Source organism: Stenotrophomonas sp. ATs4, from assembly GCF_051861585.1.
Lineage (GTDB): Bacteria > Pseudomonadota > Gammaproteobacteria > Xanthomonadales > Xanthomonadaceae > Stenotrophomonas > Stenotrophomonas maltophilia_AS.
Window position 1 is genome coordinate 66115 of the sequence record NZ_JBLYPK010000009.1, and the last position, 22241, is coordinate 88355.

The window sequence follows — 22241 nt, forward strand, 5'->3', positions numbered from 1 at the left end:
CAGGTCGGGTCGCGACCTGGCCCGATCCTGCAACAGCCACAGCAGCCTGACAAGTGCCATTTAGTTCGATCCAAATGCGGGAAATATCGCTGTCGGTGGATTTTCAGGGCGATCCGGGCGGATCGATCGGGGAAATCCCCTGGGCGGCGCCCTCCGATGCCCGGCGCGAAGGCGCGCGGAATGCCCCTGGGTGCGCAAAGGCCTGTTGCGGCGCAATGTCGGGGCAGCCCGGATGCTAGAATCACAGGCCTCGCAACCCGTTCATCGACATCCGCCATGAGCCATACCGCCACCGCGCCCGCCAACGCCGAGAAGCGCTACACCGTGCACCGCAGCGACCTGCCGCTGAGCTGCCCGACGCCGGAAATGGCGCTGTGGAACTCGCATCCGCGGGTGTACCTGCCGATCGAAGACGAGCCCAATGGCGAAGCGAAGTGCGCGTACTGCGGTTCCGTGTTCGTGCTGGCCGACTAAGCAGGGCTTTGATCGATGCGCCGATTGACCGTGGTGCAGTTGCTGCCGGCGCTGCACTCCGGCGGTGTCGAGCGCTCGACCCTGGAAATCGCTGCCGCCCTGGTGGCCGCCGGCCATCGCGCGCTGGTGGTCTCTGCCGGTGGCCGCCTGGTGCAGCCGCTGCTCGATAGTGGTGCCGAGCACCTTACCCTCGATATTGGTCGCAAATCGCTGCTGACCCTGCGCCATCTGCCGACCCTGCGCCGCCTGTTTGCCGAAGTTGGTGCGGACATCGTGCATGCCCGTTCGCGGCTGCCAGCCTGGCTGGGCCTGTACGCGATCCGTGCCATGCCCTCCGCACAGCGCCCGCATTGGGTCACCACCGTGCACGGCCTGAATTCACCCAGTCGCTACAGCGCGGTGATGACCAGCGGCGAGCGCGTGATCTGCGTGTCCAACACCGTGCGCGCGTATGTGCAACGGCATTACCCGACCGTACCGGAAGCGATGCTGCAGGTGATTCCGCGCGGCGTTGATGTCGGTCAGTTCCCGCGCGTGGCCCGCGCCGATCGTCGGCCGCGACTGGCGCTGGCGGCGGACTACCCGTGGCTGGCGCAGGTTGAAGGCCCGCTGCTGCTGTTGCCGGGGCGGGGCACCCGCCTGAAGGGGCACGCGCACGCGCTGCAACTGCTGGCCGACGTTCGCGCCGCCGGCGTGCCGGCACAGCTGTGGATGCTGGGTACCGATGAGCCCGGTCGCGAAGCCTACGTGGCCGAGCTGCGTCGGCAGGCGGCCGCACTGGGGGTGACCGACGCCGTGCAGATCAGCACGCCGACGGCACGCATCGCCCAGGCCTATGCGGCCAGCGATCTGGTGTTGCAGCTGTCGGACAAGCCCGAAGCGTTTGGTCGCACCGTGGTCGAGGCGTTGTCGGTTGGTCGCCCGGTACTGGGCTGGGACCACGGCGGCGTTGGTGAACTGCTGCAGCAGCTGCAGCCCCGCGGCGCGGTGCCGCTGGGTGACGCGGCCGCGCTGGGTGAACGTGCGCTGGCCCTGCTGGCGCAGCCGCCGTCCTTGCCGGGCCGTATCCCGTTTACCCTGCAGGCCATGCAGCGCGATACCCTCCGCCTCTATGCCGATCTCGCCGGCTGACCCCGCAACCCTCGTGCGCGATGACCGCGCCGGGCGCTGGGCGCCGTGGTGGGTGTTGGCGTACGTGGCGCTGTGGCCGTTGCCGGGCATCGCCGAAACCGTGCTCGGCCTTGGTGCCCTGTACGCCGCCGCACGCATGATGATTCGCCGGCTGCAGCGCCGGCCGCACCTGCTGAGCACCGCGGCGTGGGCGCTCACCTCCATCCTGTTCCTCGGCTATTGGCTGCCGCAGGCGTTCTCGGCGTTTGATGCGATCGATCCGGCGGCGTCGTGGACCAAGGCTGCCGCCGGCCTGCGCTACCTGCCCTTCATGTGGCTGGTGGCAATTGCCGTGGGCACCCCGGAACGACGACGGTTGACCTTCGGTGGTCTGGCGCTGATCACGGCCGCATGGACGCTGGATGCGCTGGTGCAGGCGCTGGCCGGCACCAGCCCATGGTTCTGGTCGCTGGAACACCTGAAACTGGCAATAAGCGGCCACGCGCTGTGTCCGGCGGACGAAGCCGCCCTGGCCGACCGGCTCAGTGGCGCACTGGGGCCGTGCAACCTGAAATTCGGCCAGGTGCTGGCCAGTCTGTCACCGTTCCTGCTGCTGCCTGCGGCGCGCCGCTTCGGCAACCTGGGCTGGGCGCTGGCGGCAGCGGCGCTGGGCTGCGTACTGCTGCTGGCTGGTTCGCGCGCCTCATGGATCACTTTCGCATTGGTGCTGGCCTACAGCGGCGTGCGCCAGTTCGGTTGGAAGCGGTTGACGGTGCTGGCGCTGCTCGCGGTGCTGGGCGCCGCTGCATTGACCGTCAGCGTGCCACAGCTGCGCGAGCGCATGGCCCGTACCGCGATGGCCTGGGACGAGGGCGGACAAGGCATCGATGAAGCGCTGTCGGGACGGGCCCGTATATGGGAAGCCGCCGTCTGCATGATCGAGGCACATCCGGTCAATGGCGTCGGCGCGCGCGGTTTCCGCGACGCCTATCCGGACTGCGTGGCTGAAGGGGGCTCCGCCGTGTGGGGCAATGCCCCGGCCTTGCATGCACACCAGATCGTGCTGGAAATCCTTGCTGAAACCGGCGTGCTCGGCCTGCTGCTGTGGCTGGCCGCGGTGGCCCAGGCCTGGCGCGCGTGGCGTTTTGCACCCGCCGGCGCCCGCGAGCGCGCGCGCCCGGCAATGCTGGCGCTGGCGGTCACGGTGTTTCCGCTCAACACGCACCTGGCGTTCTACTCCGCATTCTGGGGTGGCCTGACCGTGCTGCTGGCTGCGTTGTTCGCCGGTAGCCTGCTGGCGCGGGACGCGGATGACACGCCGACGGTGGTGTGATCGTCCATCCACGCATGGCGTGGCTCTACTGCAGGTACCGAACGGAGATTGCTTTGGTAGATCCACGCCATGCGTGGATGGAGCTTTACCGACGCAAACACAGGTAAACCACCGCTACCGGTGTTTCCATGCGTATCGCACGCTGGAGGCATGGCCAGTCCCAGACTCCGCTACGGTCGGTATTCCCAATCCGGCAACGTGTATTCGTTGACCACGGTTACCCTCGGCCGTGAAGCCATCTTCGCCGATGCTGCCAACGTGGGGATCCTGATCGACACCCTGCGCTTCGTAGAGCACAAGGGCTTCAGCCACAGCCTCGCCTGGGTGGTGATGCCCGACCATCTGCACTGGCTGATGGAACTACGGAAAGGCACCTTGGCCGAATGCATGTCCTTGCTCAAATCCCGCAGCAGTCGCCTGCTGAACCAGCATCTGGGCCGACGCGGCGCACTGTGGCAGCACGGTTACCACGATCACGCCGTACGTAGCGATGAATCCCTTCATCAGAAGGCGATGTACATCATGGCCAACCCGGTCCGGGCCGGTCTGGCCTGCGTGGTGGGGGAGTACCCATACGCGTGGTGCCGCTGGCCGTTGTAGATATCTGTCTCGGAACGAAGAGCATCCACGCATGGCGTGGATCTACTTCAGAATGCCCCGCGTCAGTAGATCCACGCCATGCGTGGATGAAACCGCCCGCACGTATCAGTAGATCCGCGCCATGCGTGGATGAAACCGCCCGCACGTATCAGTAGATCCACGCCATGCGTGGATGAAACCGCCCGCACGTATCAGTAGATCCACGCCATGCGTGGATGGCGCCAGCAGGGGCCCGCATCAGTTGTAGAAATCGCTCCGGCCGCCCGGCTGGCGCTTGAAACGGCGGTGGATCCACAGGTACTGGTCGGGGGCCTCGCGCACCATCGCTTCGATGGCCTGGTTGACCCGCGTGGTATCGGCTTCCACATCCTCGCTGGGGAAATTCTCCAGCGGTGCGCCGATCTTCAGGAAGTACTTGCCGCCTTCGCGACGGTGGAAGTACGGGATCACCGCACAACCGGTCATCCGTGCCAACTGGTGGGTAGCGGTGATGGTCGAAGCGGTATGGCCGAAGAACGGCACGAACACGGTGTCCTTGCCGCGCATGTCCTGGTCCGGCGCGTACCAGAGGAAGCCCCCCTTCTTCAGGTGGCGCACGGTGGCGCGGATATCCTCGTTGGCATACATCGCCTTGGCATAGCGCAGGCGGCCGAACTTCACCGCCCACTCGTACACCGGGTTCTTGTGCTTGCGGTACATGCCCGACAGGTCGACGTAGTCGCACAGCAGGCGGCCACACATCTCCAGGGTCATGAAGTGGCCGGAGACCAGCAGTACGCCGCGGCCTTCGGCCTGCATCTGCCGTAGATGCTCCAGGCCCTCGATCTGCACCTGCGGACGGATGCGGTCGATGCTGCCCCACCAGGCGCGGATGCACTCGAGTACCCCAACGCCCAGCGCATCGAAGCTGTCGCGGACCAGGCGCTGTCGCCAGGCCTCGTCTTTTTCCGGGAAGCACAGCTGCAGGTTGACTTCCGCGGCGCGCCGGCGGCTGCCGAGCAGGCGCCAGCTGATCCAGCCGACGCCACGGCCGAGCGCGCGCTGCAGCATCCACGGCAGGCGGGCGATGGCGAAGGCGCCGAACATGACGGCGAACATCGGCCAGTTGCGGGGATCGCGCAGCGACGGGCGGACGGCGGTGGAGGCATCGGACATTGCTCCATTCTACCAAGCCGGCTGCGTGTCTTTCCCGGGGGGCTCCCGTATCCTTGCCGCATGCGTAAAGACCCTGTCGAATGGATCCTGCGCGGCCTGTATTCAGCCGTGCTCTACATCCTGCTGCCGATCACCGTGTACCACCTGGTCTGGCGGGGCTTCCGGGTCCGTGAATACTTCCGGCGCTGGGACGAGCGCTACGCGTCCTACCCACAGCCCAGCGGGCAGCCGCGGGTCTGGCTGCACGCGGTTTCGGTGGGCGAGGTCAACGCCGCCGCCCCGTTGGTGAACGCCCTGCGCCAGCAGCGCCCGGACATCCGCTGGGTCATCACCACCATCACGCCGACAGGCTCGGAGCGGGTGCGTGCGCTGTGGGGTGATGCGCTGGACCATGTCTACCTGCCGTACGACGTGCCGGGCAGCGTCAATCGCTTCCTCGGCCACTTCCAGCCCAGCCTGGCGCTGATCCTGGAAACCGAACTGTGGCCGAACATGCTGTTCGGCTGCCGCGACCGCCGCATCCCGGTCTATATCCTCAATGCCCGCTTGTCGGCGCGCTCGCTGCGTGGTTACCGGTTGCTGGCCGCACTGATCCGGCGCGCGCTGCGCACCGTCACCTGCGTTGCCGCACAGTCGCAGGACGACGCCGAGCGCTTCGTGCAGCTGGGCGCCGTGCCGGAGCAGGTGCAGGCGCTGGGCAATCTGAAGTTCGACATCGCCACGCCGGACGTACAGGGCTTTGTCGAACAGTTCCATGCACGGGTGCCGGCCGGGCGCCCGGTCTGGATCGCGGCCAGTACCCATGACGGCGAAGAACAGGCCGTGATCGATCTGCACCGACGCCTGCGCCAGCAACATCCCGGACTGCTGCTGCTATGGGCACCACGCCACCCCGAGCGTTTCCCGAAGGTGGAGGCGCTGGCCCGCGAACAGGGCTGGAATGTGGCCACCCGTCGCGCGAAGCAGTGGCCCGAGGCCGATACCGATGTATTCGTCATCGATACCCTCGGCGAGCTGATGCCGTTCTATGCCTGTGCACAGGTCGCGTTCGTCGGTGGCAGCCTGCAGCCGATCGGTGGCCACAACCTGCTGGAACCGGCAGCAATGGGTACGGCGACGGTGACCGGTCCGCATCTGCACAACTTCGCCGAGATCTCGCGGCGCATGCGCGAGGCCGGTGCTCTGCTGATCGGTGAGGATGTGCAGGCGGTCGGTGATCTACTGCAACACCTGCTCGACAGCGTGCAGGCGCGTGAAGAGATGGCGCGCGCCGGCTGCACGTTGGTCAGCAATGGTCGCGGCGCGCTGCAGCGCACGCTGGAGCTGGTTGCGCCGCACCTGCCGCCGCCTCGCCGATAGGCAAGGGGCCGTTTTTCCAATCGCCGCCCGGCTGTCGTGAACGCCTGTATCAATTCTGCTTAGCGGTCAGATTCCTGTCGCTGCTGGACCGGTTGTGCAGAAGACAGCGTGTCTGCGATCACATCGCGGCATAGATCAAACGGAATCTGATACCGCCCCTTGGCGCGGGCTGCCAGCCTGCGGTCGCCCGCACGTGGGCGGATATCAAGAGGACTTGCGATGGATGGCGAGAGCAGCAGGGATGGCGTCGGCGCACGGCATCCCGGAAAGGAGCATCTGGCGGTCGTCGCGTTGACGCTGCTGCTGGGCGGGAGCGTGGTGGCTCGGTTGGGCCAGTACACCGCTGAACAGGCTGGTCCGGCCATCGTGCTGAGCCTGTTGCTGGCCGCGTTGGCTGCCGGCCTGGTGCTGTGTTGTCTGCAGGCTGTGCGCGTGCAACGGCCAGATGCGGATGGCCTGCACGGACTGCTGGTTGCAAGCTGGGGCTCGGGCCCAGCCGGCCTGCTGGGTGCCGCACTGCTGCTGGAGCTGGTGGCGACGGCTGCAGGCGTTGGGCAGTCCGTCGCCCTGCATCTGCAGGCGGTACTGGCCAGCCGGGGCATCAGCGCAGATACCTGGCTGCCGGGCCCGTTGCTGGCGGCGGCCGGCGTGCTGCTGCTGGGAATGTTCGCGGTGTTGCCGCCGCGGCGTGCAGCACTGCTGGTCTGCGCACTGCTGACGATGAAGATCGGCATTGGCATGCTGCTGCTGGCACTGGCCGCGCGTCATGTGCACTACGCCCATTGGATCCCGTGGTTGCCGGAGGCGACCGCGCCCTACCACTTCGGGCTGGGCGGGGTATTCGCCGCGAGCATGTCGTTGCTGGGGGTGTTTGCCAGCGTGGGGCTGGCACTGGGCTTTCCCGGCCTGCGCACGCGAAGGGTGTCACAGCAGCCCAGGGTGCTGGCGGCGATGGTGCTGCTGGCCATGCTGCTGTTGATCCTGCTTGCCGCGCTGCAGGCGGGGCTGGTCGCGTTCCCGGCATTGGCCAGCACACGCCCGTTGTCGGTGGCACTGCAGAGCCATCCGGAACTGCTATGGCTGTTGCCGCTGCTGCCTTTCGCCGGGGCAGCGGGGTTGGCGGCGCTGTTGCTGGTGCTGGTGTTGCTGGCCGCACATTTGGCAGCGGCTATGTGGCCAGTGGCAGGCGAAGAGGCGCGCGGGCCCGGAAGGACGCTGGTGACCGTGGTCGTCGTTCTGGTTTCGGCGGTGCTGGCGCTGTGGGTGCCGATGGGGTGGTTGCCCGTGCTCCCCGGGCCGGTGACTCTGCTGGTGACGGCAGCGCTGTGTCTGGGGGCGCTACGTACGCGGCACCGTGCCGAGGTATCGCGATGCTCGCGGTGGATGGCAACGATGCCGGTGCTGGCACCCGTGGCGGCGGCCCTGTGCCTGGTTTCGGCCGTGCAGCTGCTGCGCGCATGGCCCGGCTGATACGTATGCAGACGGCACCCACGAAAAAGCCACCCTCGCGGGTGGCTTTCTCATTGCCGACAGGGCGACGACTCAGTGCGTGGTCGTTGCCGGGTTGCCCGCGTCCTGGGTCAGCAGGCGGTTGATGTCCTGCAGCTCGGCCACGTCCAGCGCGCCCAGCGACTGGCTCAGCAGCAGCCGGTTCTGCAGGAAGTTGTAGCGGGCCTGCGCGTAATCCAGCTGCGCGGAGAACAGGATGCGCTGGTTCTGGATCACGTCCAGCACGGTTCGGGTACCGACTTCCAGGCCGACCTGCGAAGCATCGTAGGCGCTCTGTGCCGAGACCACCGCCAGGCGGCGGGCTTCCACTTCGCTGATGCCCTGCACCAGGGTCTGGTAGGCATTGCGGGTGTTGCGGTCCAGTGCGCGCTTCTGCTGCTCGAAACCATCCTGGGCGATGTCACGCTGGGCCAGCGCCTGGCGCACATTCGACTGGGTGGCACCGCCGGCGAAGATCGGAACGCTCAGGGTCAGGCCGATGCTGTTGGTGCGTGCGTCCGGTGACAGCGAGCCGGAACCGACGCTGTCACCCCAGGTTGCGCTCTTGCCCCAGCTGCCGCCCAGCGAGAGGGTCGGGTAGTGGCCGCCACGCGCGGCCTGTACACCGGCTTCGGCAGCACTGACCTTCAGCTCCTGCGCCTTCAGCGCCGGGTTCTGGCCGGTGGCCTGGTGCACCAGTTCATCGATGTTGCCGCGGTTGGCCGGCACTTCCGGGCGGAAATCCGCCGGCAGGCCACGCAGGTTCACCACCGGCTGGCCGGTCAGTTCGGTCAGTGCCTGGTAATTGTCGGCCAGGGTGTTCTGCGCAACGATGGCGTTGGCGCGCGCCTGGTCGTACTGGGCGCGTGCTTCGTGCACGTCGGTGATCGGCGCCAGGCCCACTTCCAGGCGCTTGTCGGCGAAGTCGAACTGCTTCTTCGCGGCCGCTTCATTGGTCTGTGCGGCATTCAGCGATTCGATCGCCACCAGCACGTTGAAGTAGGCCGCCGAGGTGCGCACGATCAGGTTGTCGTTGGCCGAATCGAGGGTGAAATCCGCAGCCTTGCTCAGCTCGCGCTGCGAACGCAGGTTGTTGATCTGGGTCCAGTTGAACAGCGTCTGGGTGCCGTCGACCGTGTAGTTGCGGCTCTTGCTGGTGAATGAGCCGGAATTGGCATCGGCGTTTGGCTCGCTGCGCGAACGGTTCAGCTGGGCACGGCCGTTGATCTGCGGCAGCAGGGCGGCGCGCGCCTGCACGGCGCCTTCCTTGTCGACCAGCCGGGTCGATTCGGCAGCGGACAACTGCGGATCGCCGTTGCGCGCCATCTCGTAGACCTGCAGCAGGTCGGCGGCATGGGCGGACAACGGCAGCAGGGCAGTGGCCAGCGCAACAGCGAGGGATCGGCGGATCATTGCGGCTTCCTTGGACTCAGAGGTGGAACTGGGGGGCCGGGGCGGCACCACGCAGGTAATCGATATCAGTCTCGAACAGGGACTCGCTGCTGCCGTCGGCCTTGACCAGCAGGGCCTCCATTGCCGGCGAACGGCCCTGGATCACGAACAGGCGACCACCCGGACGCAGCCACGAAGCGAACTGTGACGGCACCACGTCGACCGCACCAGTGACACAGATCACGTCAAAGCGGCGTTCGGTCTGCCAGGACAGGGCGTCGGCCACTTCCACGCGGACGTTGGTGCCCAGGCCGGAGGCATCCAGGCGGGCACGCGCGGCGCCGGCCAGTTCCGGGTCGATCTCCAGGCTCAGCACGTCGCGCGCCAGCGCGCCGATGCAGGCCGACAGGAAGCCGCTGCCGGTGCCGATTTCCAGCACTTCGTCACCCGGCTGCAGATCCAGTGCCTGCAGGGTACGGCCCTCGATGACCGGCTTCATCATCTTCTGGCCGTTGCCGATCGGCAGTTCGACATCGGCGTAGGCCAGCGCCCGGTGCGCGTCGGCGACGAAGGCCTCGCGCGGCAGGCGGGCCAGGACGTCGAGCACCTTGATGTCCAGCACGTCCCAGGGACGGATCTGCTGTTCCACCATCAGTTCGCGGGCGTGGGCGTAATCAATCGTCATGAGGTTCAAATCCAGCGCAGTGGGCCGGCCATTTTACCGGTGCCGGAGGCCGGCGGCGCGCCCAGAGCATCAGCTGCCGGGGGGCCGGGGTCGCAGTGCCGGAAGTCATCGCAACCTCCGGTTCGTTCAGTTTTGGTTATTCAGCCGTCCCGGCCCCTCGCGGCGCATAGGCGCGCAGGAAGAAGTCGATGCTGGCGGTCACGTGGGTCAGAGGGTCGCACTCCACCGGTGACAATGGCATGCCGCACATCATATGCATGTGCACTTCGCCCTTCACCAGGGTCAGGAACTGCTGGCCGGCGAGGTAATAGTCGGGGATGTCCAGCTCGCCGCGATCGCCGCGCGCGCGGAGGAAGTCGGCCAGAGCCTCGCAGGTACGCTCCGGGCCGGCCTGCCAGAACAGCTCGCGCAGGCGTTCGTCGGTCTCCGGCGCCATCATCATGCGCTGGATCGAGATCGCCGCATCGGAGGTGATCAGCTCGAAGAAGGCCAGGCCGATGCCGATCAGCTGGTCGCGCAGGGGGCCGTCCGCGTCGGCCACGAACAGCGCATCAGGCAGCATTTCAACGCATTTTGACTGCACCGCCTCGGAGAACAGGGTCTCCTTGTCGCCAAAGTGGCTGTAAACCGTCAGCTTGGAGACGCCGGCCTGAGCGGCGATGGTGTCCATGCTCACGCCGGTATAGCCCTGCTCAATGAACAGGTCCTTGGCTGCTTCAAGGATCGCCGCGCGCTTGCCGAGGTCCTTGGGACGCCCGGGTCCGGCGGCCTTGGCAGCGGGCTTGGCCGACGGCTTGCGGGAAGTGGGAGAACTCATCACGACAATACTAGACCAAGCGGTTCGATATTTATACTATACCGGCTGGTTCACTAATGTCCGTGTCGCAACAGTATGTTGTCGGCGCGTTCCCCCGGATCCCCTTTTCAGGTCTTGTACCTCATGAAGAACATGCGTTGGTTGGGCGTTGGCGTGCTGGCGGTGGTGGTGGCAGCCTGTGGCAGGCAGGCCGCCGAGCCGGTGGCGGCCATTCCGGTGCTGGTGGTGCATCCCACCACGCAGGAGGGGCAAGCACCGGCTGCCTATCCCGGCGAAGTACGTGCCCGCCAGGAGAGCCCGCTGTCGTTCCGGGTGGGCGGCAATCTGATCAAGCGTCATGTCGACGCCGGGCAGCGGGTGAAGAAGGGCCAGCTTCTGGCCGAACTGGACGTCGCCGACTATGCCTCGCAGGCGGCCGCTTCGCAGGCGCAGCTGGCGGCGGCGGAAGCCGATCTGGTGCGTGCCCGCGATGACCAGAAGCGCTATGCCAAGCTGGCCGAAGACCAGCTGGTCAGCCGCTCGGCGCTGGACCAGCAGACCGCCGCGTTCAAGGCCGCGCAGGGCCAGGCCAATGCCGCCCGCGCCAACCTGGCGGTGGCCCGCAACCAGGCCGAGTACGCGCAGCTGCGCGCGCCGGCCGACGGTGTGATCGCCAGCCGCCAGGCCGAAGCCGGGCAGGTGGTCAGTGCCGGGCAGACGGTGTTCACCCTGGCCGCTGATGGTGGCCGCGAAGTCCTGATCGCGCTGCCTGAAAGCAGCATCCGTGATTACAAGGTCGGGCAGCCGGTGCAGGTGGAACTGTGGAACCGTCCGGGCCAGCTGCTGCCGGGCACCCTGCGCGAGATCGCGCCGGCTGCCGATGCGCAGGCGCGCACCTATGCCACGCGGGTCAGCCTGGCGCCGGAAGCCTTGAGCGAAGTCGAACTGGGCCAGAGCGCACGGGTGTTCGCCGCCGCAGGCCGCAGTGGCACCTTGCAGCTGCCGCTTGGCTCGGTGCTGCGCGGCAGTGATGGCAAGGCCAGCGTGTGGGTGGTCAATCCGGCCAATGGTGCGCTGAAGGCAACCCCGGTGACGGTCGGTGCCTATGGTGCGCAGGCCGTGCCGGTACTGTCCGGTGTGGCGGTGGGTGACTGGGTGGTCGCTGCCGGTGGCCACCTGCTGCGCGAAGGCCAGGTGGTGACACCCGTTGATCGCCAGAACCGGCCGGTACTGGCACCGGCGTCGCAGCCGGCCGCTGCGCCTGCTGCAGGCAAGGGGCACTGATCCGTGCGCCGCTTCAATCTTTCCGAATGGGCGTTGGGCAATCGCCCGCTGGTGCTGTTTGCCATGCTGGCCTTTGCCGTCATTGGTGCATGGTCGTACAAGCATCTGGGCCAGTCTGAAGATCCGCCGTTCACCTTCAAGGCGATGGTGGTACGCACGATGTGGCCCGGCGCCACCGCCGAGCAGGTCTCGCGGCAGGTGACCGAGCCGATCGAGAAGGCGCTGATGAACACCGGCCAGTACGAGTTCATCCGCTCGTACTCGCGCCCGGGCGAATCGCAGGTGATCTTCATGGCCCGCGACAGCCTGCGCTCCAAGCAGATTCCCGACCTCTGGTACCAGGTCCGCAAGCGCGTGGGCGACATTCGCCCCACGTTGCCCCGCGAGATCGTCGGACCGTTCTACAACGATGAGTTCGGCGATACCTTCGGCAACATCTATGCGCTGACTGGCGAAGGCTTCGACTATGCGGTGATGCGTGACTATGCCGACCGCATCCAGCTGGAGCTGCAGCGTGTGCCCGACGTCGGCAAGATCGACCTGGTGGGCCTGCAGGACGAGAAGGTGTGGATCGAGCTGTCCAACACCAAGCTGGCCACGCTGGGCGTGTCGCTGCAGCAGGTGCAGCAGGCGCTGGCCGATCAGAACGCGGTGGCTGCCACCAGTTTCTTTGAAACCCAGACCGACCGCGTGCAGCTGCGCGTGACCGGCCAGTTCGATTCGATCGAGGACATCCGCAAGTTCCCGATCCAGGCCGGCGAGCGCACGCTGCATCTGGGCGATATCGCCGAGGTGAAGCGTGGCTTTGCCGATCCGGCGTCACCGAAGATGCGCTTCATGGGCCAGGATGCGATCGGCCTGGCGGTGGCAATGAAGGACGGCGGCGACATCCTGAAACTCGGTGCGACCCTGGATGCCGAGTTCGAGCGCCTGCAGAAGACCCTGCCGGCCGGCATGCAGCTGCGCAAGGTGTCCGACCAGCCGCATGCGGTGGAAGAGTCGGTGGGCGAGTTCGTGCAGGTGCTGACCGAAGCAGTGGTGATCGTGCTGCTGGTCAGCTTCTTCTCGCTGGGCCTGCGCACCGGCCTGGTGGTGGGCGTGACCATTCCGCTGGTGCTGGCGATGACCTTCTTCGTCATGCACTACTTCGACATCGGTCTGCACAAGATTTCGCTGGGTGCGCTGGTGCTGGCACTGGGCCTGCTGGTGGACGATGCGATCATCGCGGTGGAGATGATGGCCACCAAGATGGAGCAGGGCTACGACCGCCTGCGCGCGGCCAGTTTCGCCTGGGAATCGACCGCCTTCCCGATGCTGACCGGTACCCTGATCACCGCGGCCGGCTTCCTGCCGATCGCCACCGCCGCATCGAGCACCGGTGAATACACCCGCTCGCTGTTCCAGGTGGTGACCATCGCGCTGGTGGTGTCCTGGATTGCCGCGGTGCTGTTCATCCCGTACCTGGGCGACAAGATGCTGCCGGACCTGTTCAATCCGCAGCTTCCCAAGCCGGATAGTCTTGCCGGTCGCTGGCGCGCCAAGCGCCTGCAGTGGGCCGACCGCCATCCGGCACTCGCGCGCTGGATCGCACCGAAGGAGCATGCGCACGACCATGATCCGTACCAGCGGCCGTTCTACACCCGGTTCCGCGCGTTCCTGGATACCTGCCTTCGCCATCGCTGGTGGGTGATCGGTGCGACCATCGCGCTGTTCATCGGCTCGCTGATGCTGTTCCGCTTCGTGCCACAGCAGTTCTTCCCCGACTCGACCCGCCCGGAACTGATGGTGGACATCGAGCTGGCCGAAGGCGCATCGCTGGCCGCCACCCAGGCGCAGGCCAACAAGCTGGAAACGCTGCTCAAGCAGCGCGAAGGCATCAGCAACTACGTGGCCTATGTCGGCACCGGTTCGCCGCGCTTCTACCTGCCGCTGGACCAGCAGCTGCCGGCCACCAACTTCGCCCAGTTCGTGGTGCTCACCGAAGACGCCAAGGCCCGCGAAGCCACCCGCGACTGGATGCTGAAGGACGTCATCAAGCAGTTCCCGGATGTGCAGATGCGCGTGACCCGGCTTGAGAATGGCCCGCCGGTGGGCTATCCGGTGCAGATGCGCGTGTCCGGCGAACACATCGCACAAGTGCAGGCCATCGCGCGCCAGGTCGAGGCCAAGGTGCGCGAAAACCCGCACGTGATGAACGTCAACCTGGACTGGAGCGAGCCGAGCAAGGTGGTGCGCCTGGTGATCGACCAGGACCGCGCGCGCGCGCTGGGCGTCAGCAGTGCGCAGGTCAGCCAGTTCCTCAGCAGTTCGCTGTCGGGCATGAGCGTGAGCACCTATCGTGAAGGCAACCGCCAGATCGAGATGCTGCTGCGCGGCCCGGACAACGAGCGCGCGCAGCTGGACCTGATCGGCAGCCTGGCGATGCCCACCAGCAGCGGCACGGCGGTGACGCTGTCGCAGGTCGCGCGCCTGGAGTACGCCTTCGAGGACGGCATCATCTGGCACCGCAACCGTCTGCCGACGGTGACCGTGCGTGCCGACATCAGCGATGGCATGCAGGCGCTGGACGTGGTGCAGCAGATCGTGCCGACCCTGGATGGCATCCGTGCGGAGCTGCCCAGTGGCTACCTGCTGGAAACCGGTGGTTCGGTGGAAGATTCAGCGCGTGGGCAGAACTCGATCAAGGCCGGCATGCCGTTGTTCCTGATCGTGGTGGCCACGCTGCTGATGCTGCAGCTGCGCAGCTTCTCGCGCGCGGCGATGGTGCTGGTCACCGCACCGCTGGGCATCATCGGTGCAACCCTGTTCCTGCTGCTGTTCCGGGCGCCGTTCGGCTTCGTGGCGCTGCTGGGTACGATCGCGCTGGCCGGCATGATCATGCGCAACTCGGTGATCCTGATCGACCAGATCCAGCAGGACATCGACGCCGGGCATGACCGTTGGCATTCGATCATCGATGCCACGGTGCGTCGATTCCGCCCGATCGTGCTGACCGCCCTTGCTGCCGTGCTGGCGATGATCCCGCTGTCGCGCAGTGCGTTCTATGGCTCGATGGCGATCTCGATCATGGGTGGTTTGATCGTGGGCACGGTGCTGACGCTGGTGTTCCTGCCGGCGCTGTACGCGGCATGGTTCCGGGTGAAGCCGGATGAATCCGGGGCGTAATGCCCCGGGTTTTCCGGCCACCGCCCCTGGTAGGTGCCAACCTTGGTTGGCACCGATGCGGATATCCACGCATGGCGTGGATCTACTGAGGATTGCCGTCGCTTTGGTGGGTGCCAACTTTGGTTGGCACGGATGCGGATATCCACGCATGGCGTGGATCTACTGAGGATTGCCGTCGCTTTGGTAGGTGCCAACCTTGGTTGGAACGGATGCGGGCATCCACGCATGGCGCGGATCTACCGTGGTTTGCCGTCGCTTTGGTAGGTGCCAACCTTGGTTGGCACGGATGCGGGTATCCACGCATGGCGTGGATCTACCGTGGTTGGCCGTCGCTTTGGTAGGTGCCAACCTTGGTTGGCACGGATGCGGGTATCCACGCATGGCGTGGATCTACCGCAACTGCAGGCCGGCCCGCAGCACCGGTAGCAGCCACTCGATGAACACCTGCACACGCTGTGCGCGGTGTTGCCGATGCGGCTGCAGAAGTGTCACCGGCAATGGCTGCGCCACGTGCTGCGGCATCACCTCCACCAAGGCACCTGACTGCAGTTCGGCCTGCACGTCGTAGCGCGGAATCTGCAGCAGCCCCAGTCCCGCCACGCAGCAGGCGATCGACGCCTCGGCGCTGTTCACCCGTACCCAGCCCAACATCGGCTGCATGTGAAGCTGGCCGCCGTCCTGCCATTCCCAGGGTTCCACCCGTGCCGTCGTCGGCGACGCATAGTTCACCGCGCGATGCTGCTGCAGATCGGCGGGGTGCTGCGGCACGCCGTGCTCGCGCAGGTAGGCCGGTGCGGCGACGTTGACGAAGTCCAGCTGGCCCAGCTCGCGGGCCACCAGGCTCGAGTCGCCCAGTTGGCCGACCCGCAGCACCGCATCGCAGCCGTCTTCGATCAGGTTCACTGCACGGTCGGTCATGCCCAGATCCAGCTCCACCTGCGGATAGCGGGCGAAAAATTCGGGCAGGGCCGGGGCGATGATGCGACGACCGATGCGGCTGGGGACGTCGATCTTCAGTAGACCCATCGGCTGTGCATCGTCCTGGCGGAACAGGGACTCTGCGTCTTCGACCTCGGCGATCAGGCGCAGGCAACGGGCATGGAACACATCGCCATCGTGGGTGGTAGAGACCCGGCGGGTCGAGCGCTGCAGCAGGCGGGTGCCGAGCCGCTGCTCCAGCTCTGCAATGGCTGCCGAGACGGTGGAGCGGGGCAGGCCGAGCTGGTCGGCGGCGCGGGTGAAGCTGGCGCACTCCACCACCCGGGTGAAGATGCGGAAGCGATCGATCCGGTCCATTGTTCGCTGGCTCTGGAAAGTTAAGTCAATGTGGCGGGCTTTATCCGCATTTTCTGCACGATATCGTCGTCAGGGCAGGGTTGCCACCCCGGACAGCCCCCTCCCGAGACCGAAGCCATGACCGACCATTCCCTCAAGGGCAAGACCGTACTGATCGCCGGTGGCGCCAAAAATCTGGGCGGACTGATCGCCCGCGACTTCGCCGCACAGGGTGCCAAGGCCGTCGTCATCCACTACAACAGCGCCGCCACCCAGGCCGATGCAGAGGCCACCGTCGCCGCCGTGCAGGCTGCCGGCAGCAAGGCGGTGGCCCTGCAGGGCGACCTGACCTCGGCGGCAGCGATGGAGCGCTTGTTCGCCGATGCCGTGGCCGCGGTCGGCCGTCCCGACATCGCCATCAACACGGTCGGCAAGGTACTGAAGAAGCCGCTGCTGGACATCAGCGAAGCGGAGTACGACGAGATGAGTGCGGTCAACGCCAAGGCCGCGTTCTTCTTCCTCAAGGAGGCTGGGCGCCATGTCAATGACGGTGGGCGCATCTGCACCCTGGTGACCTCACTGCTGGGCGCGTTCACGCCGTTCTATTCCAGCTATGCCGGCACCAAGGCGCCGGTCGAGCACTTCACCCGTGCGGCGTCGAAGGAGTTCGGTGAGCGCGGTATCTCGGTGACCGCGATCGGCCCCGGCCCGATGGACACGCCGTTCTTCTACCCGGCCGAGAGTGCCGATGCGCAGGCGTATCACAGGACGGCTGCGGCGCTGTCGCCTTTCACCCGTACCGGCCTGACCGACATCGCCGACATCGTGCCGTGGATCCGTTTCCTGGTCACCGACGGCTGGTGGATGACCGGGCAGACCATTCTGGTCAATGGTGGGTACACCACAAAGTAGAGACACGCGAGGCTTGAGTTCGTGCAGTAGATCCACGCCATGCGTGGATGCTCCTGGCTTCCAATACGCGCATCCACGCATGGCGTGGATCTACTGTTGGTCCCCAACCATCGACAGGTTGGCAACGTTCTTTCCTGTCTCAAGCGGACAGCATCAGGGCGTTCACGGGCACAATAGCCGCAGTTCCAAGGCCGGAGTGCCTGCCATGTTCTTCCGTACGACCTGCGCCTCGGCAACGCTGCTGCTGGTTGCCAGCAGCAGCGTTGCCGATGCGCAACCGACAGATGACGATGCCCTGCGGTTTCAGCTCGATCTGCAGGACGTACTTGAGTGCAGCGCGAGTGCGGAGGTCCAGCAGGCCGTCGTCAACCGCTTGCGCGAGGCTCGCTATGCCGATGCTTCCGAACGACCGCGTTATCTGCGCGACTGGCGATTCGAGCAGACGGACGAGGATGACGATCATCGGGTGATCGTCATCACGCCGCCGCAGTCGGTCACCGCCCATGGTGTGGACGCGCCGCAGTTGTTCGCCGACAGGTTCGGGTTCTCGGTTGCGCTGGACCCTGCGCAGCGCGAGCGCATCGTCGCTGCATACGGGCTGCAGCTGCAGTCGAGCACGCTGCACGAGCCGTTCGAGCTTTGGTCGACGCCCACCACATCGATCATTGTGCGCAGCGCGGGCGACAGCTACCGACTGGGCTGCAAACCTTTCACGAAAGATGGCAAGGCCGCCGTACGTCAGGTGCCGGCTGTTGACGTCCAGGACCTGCAGGATGCCATTCACTGCCGCGCCGACGAAGGCAGCATGCGCCGGTTGCAGGCGTTCTGGCAGCGGCTTTCCGAACAGCCGCAGTTCGAATGGCCGCAGGATGTCCGTTCGGTCAACGAGGTGATTTACACCGTCGACGATGAAGAACTACATCTGATGCTGATCGGGATGCAGACGCCCATGCAGGTGTACGGCGTATCCACGCATACGATCGCGGTAACCTTCGGCGGTTTCTTTGGTGCTGATCTCGGTGACGTTGCAGTGGCGCCGGTGCTTGCGCAGACCGGCATGGACACCTCGCACCAGGTGGGCGAGGGCACCTGGCAGCGCGCGTTGCCGCCGGTCGCGTTCAGCGCTGGCAAGTGGATCCCGCAGCACATCGTGATGCGCACCGACGAAGGCCACGTCATCGCCGGTTGCGCCAGTGATTACGCGCGCAGCACTGCGGACTAAACGGTTCTCATGCCGGGCAACCCGCAGCAGAGCGGATGGGACCCGGTGTTAGCGATGGACAGACAACGGGTGCCGGGCAGGTCCCGGCACCCGCGTGAATCAGGCCAGCTTGGCCAGTACCGCATCGGTCGCCGCTGCCGTACTCACGGCCGATCCCTTGGCCGCCAGGTCCGCAGTGAATACGCCATCGTCCAGCACCGCGTGCACAGCGGCTTCCACTGCTGCGGCTTCTGCTTCCAGCCCCAGCGAGTGCCGCAACAGCATCGCCGCGCTGAAGATCGTGGCATACGGATTGGCGATGCCCTTGCCGGCGATGTCCGGCGCCGAACCGTGGATCGGTTCGTAGATGCCAACCGCACCGGGTTCGCCCAGCGAGGCCGACGGCAGCAGGCCCAGCGAACCGGCAAGCATCGAGGCTTCGTCGGTGAGGATGTCGCCGAACATGTTCTCGGTCACGATCACGTCGTACTCGCGCGGCTTGGCCAACAGATGCATCGCCATCGAATCGACCAGCTGGTGCTCCAGCGCGACGTCCGGGAACTCGTCGCGGCCGATGCGCGCGGCGACGTCGCGCCACAGGCGCGAGGTTTCCAGCACATTGGCCTTGTCCACCGAAGTCACCTTGCCGCGGCGCTGCTGGGCCAGGCGGAACGCACTGCGCAGCACGCGTTCGATCTCGGCCACGGTGTAGCGGCAAAGGTCGCTGGCGCTGTCGGCATCGCGGGTCTTGTCGCCGAAGTAGATGCCGCCGGTCAGTTCGCGTACCACCACGAAGTCCACGCCCTGCAGCAGCTCGGCCTTGATCGGCGACGCGTGCAGCGCGGCCTCATGGGTACGCACCGGACGCAGGTTGGCATACAGGCCCAGCGCCTTGCGGATCGCCAGCAGACCCTGTTCCGGGCGCACCTTGGCGTTGGGATCGGACCACTTCGGGCCGCCGACCGCGCCCAGCAGTACCGCATTGGCGGCCTGGCAGGCAGCCAGGGTGGAGGCGGGCAGCGGTTCGCCATGGCGGTCGATGGCGATGCCACCGATGTCGTGCTCGCTGAAGGTGAAGGTGTGGTTGAAGCGTTCGGCGACGGCCTTCAGGACGGCGACTGCGGCGGCGGCCACTTCCGGGCCGATGCCATCACCAGGCAGGACAACAATTTCAGCGTGCATGCTCACTCTCGTAGCGTTCGATTTCAGGGACGCGGCCCAACAGATACCCCAACTGGTCGACGCCTTCCAGCAGGCAGGTCTGCGAGAAGCCATCCAGCGGGAAGGAATAGACGCGGCCATCGGGCGTACGCAGCTCTCGCGCGGCCACGTCGATGGTCAGCACGTCATCCGGGCGTTGCATCAGCGCCTGCACGTCGGCTTCGTCCAGCACGATCGGCAGCAGGCCGTTCTTCAGCGAGTTGCCACGGAAGATGTCGGCGATCTCGCTGCTGACGATGGCGCGCAGGCCGAGGTCGGTCAGGGCCCACGGTGCATGCTCGCGCGATGAGCCGCAGCCGAAGTTGCGGCCGGCCAGCAGGATGCTGCGGCCGGCGTTGTGCGGCTGGTTGAAGGCGAAGCCGGCCACCGGCGAACCGTCGGCCTGCCAGCGCCAGTCATTGAACGCATTGCGGCCCAGGCCGGCGCGTTCGGTGGTGGACAGGAACCGCGCCGGAATGATCTGGTCGGTGTCGATGTTGGTCTGCGCCAGTACCACGCTGGAGGAGGTCAGACTACGGAAACCGGACATCACGCCACCTCCTGTGCGAACAGTTCGCGGGTGTCGGCCACCTGGCCCTTCACCGCTGCCCACGCCGCGCTCATCGGCGAGGCCAGCAGGGTGCGCGAACCGGGGCCCTGGCGACCCTCGAAGTTGCGGTTGCTGGTGCTCACGGCCAGCTGGCCGGGGGCGACCAGATCACCGTTCATGGCGATGCACATCGAGCAGCCCGGCTCGCGCCATTCGGCACCGGCCGCGCGCACGATCTCGTGGATGCCCTCGGCCTCTGCCTGGCGCTTGACGATCTCCGAGCCCGGCACCACCAGCATGCGCACGCCGTCGGCGACGTGGCGGCCACGCAGCACCTGCGCCACTTCGCGCATGTCACTCAGGCGGCCGTTGGTGCACGAGCCGACGAACACCACGTCGACCGGGGTGCCGGCCAGCGCCTTGCCCGCCTGGAAGTGCATGTAGTCCAGGCCCTTCTGTGCGGCCGCATCGTTGGCCGCCGGAATCGGCGCGTCCACGGCGATGGCGGTGCCCGGGTGGGTGCCCCAGGTCAGGGTCGGGCGGATGTCGGCGGCGTCGATGTGCACTTCGCTGTCGAAGCGCGCGCCTTCATCGCTGCGCAGCTGCTGCCAGCGTGCCACGGCGGCGTCGAAGTCGGCGCCCTTGGGCCCGCGCGGGGTGTTGGCCACGAAGTCGAAGGTGACCTGGTCGGGGGCGACCATGCCGGCACGTGCACCGGCCTCGATCGACATGTTGCACAAGGTCATGCGCTGCTCCATGTCCATCGCTTCGATGGTGCTGCCACGGAATTCGATCACGTGGCCGGTGCCACCGTTGACGCCGATCACGCCGATGATGTGCAGGACCACGTCCTTGGCGCCGACGCCGGGCGCCAGTGCTCCATCGACGGTGATGGCGAACGTCTTGGCCTTGCGCTGCAACAGGCACTGCGTGGCCAGCACGTGGCCGACTTCGCTGGTGCCGATGCCGAAGGCCAGCGAACCGAACGCGCCGTGGGTGGAAGTGTGGCTGTCGCCGCAGACGATGGTCATGCCCGGCTGGGTGAAGCCTTGCTCCGGCGCGATCACGTGGACGATGCCGCGGTTGTCCGAGGCCATGTCGAACAGCTCGATGCCGTACTCGGCGCAGTTGCGCGCCAGCGTGGCGACCTGCGCTTCGGAGGCGGCGCTGGCGTAGGGCAGCGTGCCGTCGGCAGCGGCCGGCAGGGTCGGCGTGGAGTGGTCCATCGTCGCCTTGGTGCGGTCCGGGCGGCGCGGCGGCAGGCCACGCTCGCGCAGCTCGGTGAACGCTTGCGGCGAGGTCACCTCGTGGATCAGGTGCAGGTCGATGTACAGCACGGCGGGGGCGCTGTCGGATTCGGGAACCACCACGTGGGCGTCCCACAGTTTGTCGTACAGGGTGCGGGGTGCGGAAGTCATGCGTATGCCTGGCAGAAGTACGAAATAGCGAACATCAGTTGTGAAAGCGGAACGGTCAAGTCAGCGACGGCGGGCGAGCACGCGCAGGCGCACGTAGTCGGCTAGTGGCTGGCCGGCGGCATTGCGTGGCAGATCGGCCAGCAACGCGGTGGCGGCCTCGCGCACGGTAGCGCGTGCCTCCGCCGGCAGATCGTCCAGCAGCGGTGCGGCGAATACCCGCAGCCAGCCGGCCACGCCGGTCGGCAACGCGGTCGGGCGTGGCGTGCACTCGATCAGTTGAACCTGGAAGCCATGCTGGCGCAGGCGGTCAGCGTAGGCGTCCGCAGTGGGGAAGTACCACTGGAACGCGCTGGCGCCGTGGCCGTGGGCCACGCGTGCGGCCTGCACCGCCGCGATGATCGTGGCCACGTTGCCGTGGCCACCAAACTCGGCGACAAAGCGGCCACCGGGGCGCAGTGCGCGACGCACGCCCTCCATGACCTGATCGGGGTGGCCCATCCAGTGCAGTGCGGCGTTGCTGAACACCGCATCGAACTCACTGTTGAAGGACAGCGCATGGCCATCCATCACCTGCGCGTCGACGCCGCGCGCACGGGCGGCGATCACCAGCTCCGGCGAAGCATCCACGCCGTGGATGCGCGCGCCGCTCAGGGCCAGTTCGGTGCTGAGCACACCATCGCCACAGCCCAGGTCGAGGATGCGTTCACCGGCGCGCGGGTCGAGCAGGCGCGATACCGCGCCGCCGAGCAGCGGCACGAAACCGGCATCGATCGCATAGTCCTGGGCGTTCCACTGCTGGCCAGCCGCGCTGGCCGGGGTGATGGTGTCGAAGGCGCTCATGGCG

19 protein-coding genes are annotated in these 22241 nt (G+C 66.6%); 10 read left to right on the plus strand and 9 right to left on the minus strand.

What is annotated here, in order from left to right:
* Positions 1-276 precede the first annotated feature (276 nt).
* The 4 genes from ABR323_RS16380 (at position 277) to ABR323_RS16395 (ending at position 3517) form a co-directional block, all read left to right on the plus strand.
* Complete coding sequence (locus ABR323_RS16380) at positions 277-474, plus strand: zinc-finger domain-containing protein (RefSeq protein ID WP_012512052.1); 198 nt, start codon at positions 277-279, stop codon at positions 472-474.
* Positions 475-489: 15 nt separating this feature from the next.
* The gene (locus ABR323_RS16385; RefSeq protein ID WP_439450062.1) at positions 490-1605 is read left to right on the plus strand and encodes a glycosyltransferase; all 1116 of its coding nucleotides are present in this window, start codon (positions 490-492) and stop codon (positions 1603-1605) included.
* On the plus strand, positions 1586-2917 hold the full coding sequence (locus ABR323_RS16390; protein ID WP_439450063.1) for an O-antigen ligase family protein: 1332 nt from the start codon (positions 1586-1588) through the stop codon (positions 2915-2917). The genes ABR323_RS16385 and ABR323_RS16390 overlap by 20 nt, the downstream gene beginning before the upstream one ends.
* A 150-nt stretch (positions 2918-3067) precedes the next feature.
* The gene (locus ABR323_RS16395) at positions 3068-3517 is read left to right on the plus strand and encodes an REP-associated tyrosine transposase (protein WP_439450167.1); all 450 of its coding nucleotides are present in this window, start codon (positions 3068-3070) and stop codon (positions 3515-3517) included.
* Positions 3518-3754: 237 nt separating this feature from the next.
* Here ABR323_RS16395 and ABR323_RS16400 read toward each other — a convergent pair whose 3' ends face one another.
* Positions 3755-4672, minus strand: a complete 918-nt coding sequence (locus tag ABR323_RS16400; protein ID WP_439450064.1) for an LpxL/LpxP family Kdo(2)-lipid IV(A) lauroyl/palmitoleoyl acyltransferase — start codon at positions 4670-4672, stop codon at positions 3755-3757.
* Positions 4673-4732: 60 nt separating this feature from the next.
* On the opposite strand from ABR323_RS16400, the gene waaA reads away from it, so the two are divergent.
* Both waaA and ABR323_RS16410 read left to right on the plus strand, forming a co-directional pair.
* Positions 4733-6031, plus strand: coding sequence for a lipid IV(A) 3-deoxy-D-manno-octulosonic acid transferase (gene waaA / locus ABR323_RS16405; protein ID WP_135275029.1), 1299 nt, complete (start codon positions 4733-4735; stop codon positions 6029-6031).
* A gap of 219 nt (positions 6032-6250) precedes the next feature.
* Positions 6251-7501: an amino acid transporter gene (locus ABR323_RS16410; RefSeq protein WP_439450065.1), complete on the plus strand. Its 1251-nt coding sequence runs from the start codon at positions 6251-6253 to the stop codon at positions 7499-7501.
* Between the two features lie 72 nt (positions 7502-7573).
* On the opposite strand, the gene ABR323_RS16415 is transcribed toward ABR323_RS16410, so the two are convergent.
* From ABR323_RS16415 to ABR323_RS16425, 3 genes are all read right to left on the minus strand, one after another.
* Positions 7574-8932, minus strand: a complete 1359-nt coding sequence (locus ABR323_RS16415; protein WP_135275027.1) for a TolC family outer membrane protein — start codon at positions 8930-8932, stop codon at positions 7574-7576.
* Between the two features lie 16 nt (positions 8933-8948).
* A complete protein-coding gene (locus ABR323_RS16420; RefSeq protein WP_439450066.1) occupies positions 8949-9596 on the minus strand; it encodes a protein-L-isoaspartate O-methyltransferase family protein in 648 nt (215 codons plus the stop codon).
* A gap of 136 nt (positions 9597-9732) precedes the next feature.
* Positions 9733-10413 carry a TetR/AcrR family transcriptional regulator gene (locus ABR323_RS16425; protein ID WP_135275025.1) on the minus strand — a complete coding sequence of 227 codons (681 nt, stop codon included), beginning with the start codon at positions 10411-10413 and terminating at the stop codon, positions 9733-9735.
* A gap of 123 nt (positions 10414-10536) precedes the next feature.
* Here ABR323_RS16425 and ABR323_RS16430 point away from each other — a divergent pair, with 123 nt between their 5' ends.
* Positions 10537-11676, plus strand: a complete 1140-nt coding sequence (locus tag ABR323_RS16430) for an efflux RND transporter periplasmic adaptor subunit (protein WP_439450067.1) — start codon at positions 10537-10539, stop codon at positions 11674-11676.
* A 3-nt stretch (positions 11677-11679) separates the two neighbouring features.
* The gene (locus tag ABR323_RS16435) at positions 11680-14841 is read left to right on the plus strand and encodes an efflux RND transporter permease subunit (protein ID WP_439450068.1); all 3162 of its coding nucleotides are present in this window, start codon (positions 11680-11682) and stop codon (positions 14839-14841) included.
* Positions 14842-15231: 390 nt separating this feature from the next.
* Here the strand turns inward: ABR323_RS16435 and ABR323_RS16440 are convergent, their stop codons facing one another.
* Positions 15232-16137, minus strand: a complete 906-nt coding sequence (locus tag ABR323_RS16440; RefSeq protein WP_439450069.1) for a LysR family transcriptional regulator — start codon at positions 16135-16137, stop codon at positions 15232-15234.
* Between the two features lie 117 nt (positions 16138-16254).
* Between ABR323_RS16440 and ABR323_RS16445 the strand changes: the two genes are divergently transcribed.
* On the plus strand, positions 16255-17028 hold the full coding sequence (locus ABR323_RS16445; RefSeq protein ID WP_439450070.1) for an SDR family oxidoreductase: 774 nt from the start codon (positions 16255-16257) through the stop codon (positions 17026-17028).
* A gap of 79 nt (positions 17029-17107) precedes the next feature.
* Positions 17108-18250, plus strand: a complete 1143-nt coding sequence (locus ABR323_RS16450; RefSeq protein WP_439450071.1) for a hypothetical protein — start codon at positions 17108-17110, stop codon at positions 18248-18250.
* Positions 18251-18349: 99 nt separating this feature from the next.
* Here the strand turns inward: ABR323_RS16450 and leuB are convergent, their stop codons facing one another.
* The 4 genes from leuB to ABR323_RS16470 are packed head-to-tail and all read right to left on the minus strand — an operon-like array spanning position 18350 to position 22237.
* Positions 18350-19411 carry a 3-isopropylmalate dehydrogenase gene (leuB, locus tag ABR323_RS16455; RefSeq protein ID WP_439450072.1) on the minus strand — a complete coding sequence of 354 codons (1062 nt, stop codon included), beginning with the start codon at positions 19409-19411 and terminating at the stop codon, positions 18350-18352.
* Complete coding sequence (gene leuD / locus ABR323_RS16460) at positions 19401-19979, minus strand: 3-isopropylmalate dehydratase small subunit (protein ID WP_439450073.1); 579 nt, start codon at positions 19977-19979, stop codon at positions 19401-19403. The genes leuB and leuD overlap by 11 nt, the downstream gene beginning before the upstream one ends.
* Complete coding sequence (leuC, locus tag ABR323_RS16465) at positions 19979-21397, minus strand: 3-isopropylmalate dehydratase large subunit (protein ID WP_439450074.1); 1419 nt, start codon at positions 21395-21397, stop codon at positions 19979-19981. The genes leuD and leuC overlap by 1 nt, the downstream gene beginning before the upstream one ends.
* Before the next feature lie 60 nt (positions 21398-21457).
* Positions 21458-22237, minus strand: a complete 780-nt coding sequence (locus ABR323_RS16470; RefSeq protein ID WP_439450075.1) for a class I SAM-dependent methyltransferase — start codon at positions 22235-22237, stop codon at positions 21458-21460.
* Positions 22238-22241: the final 4 nt, after the last annotated feature.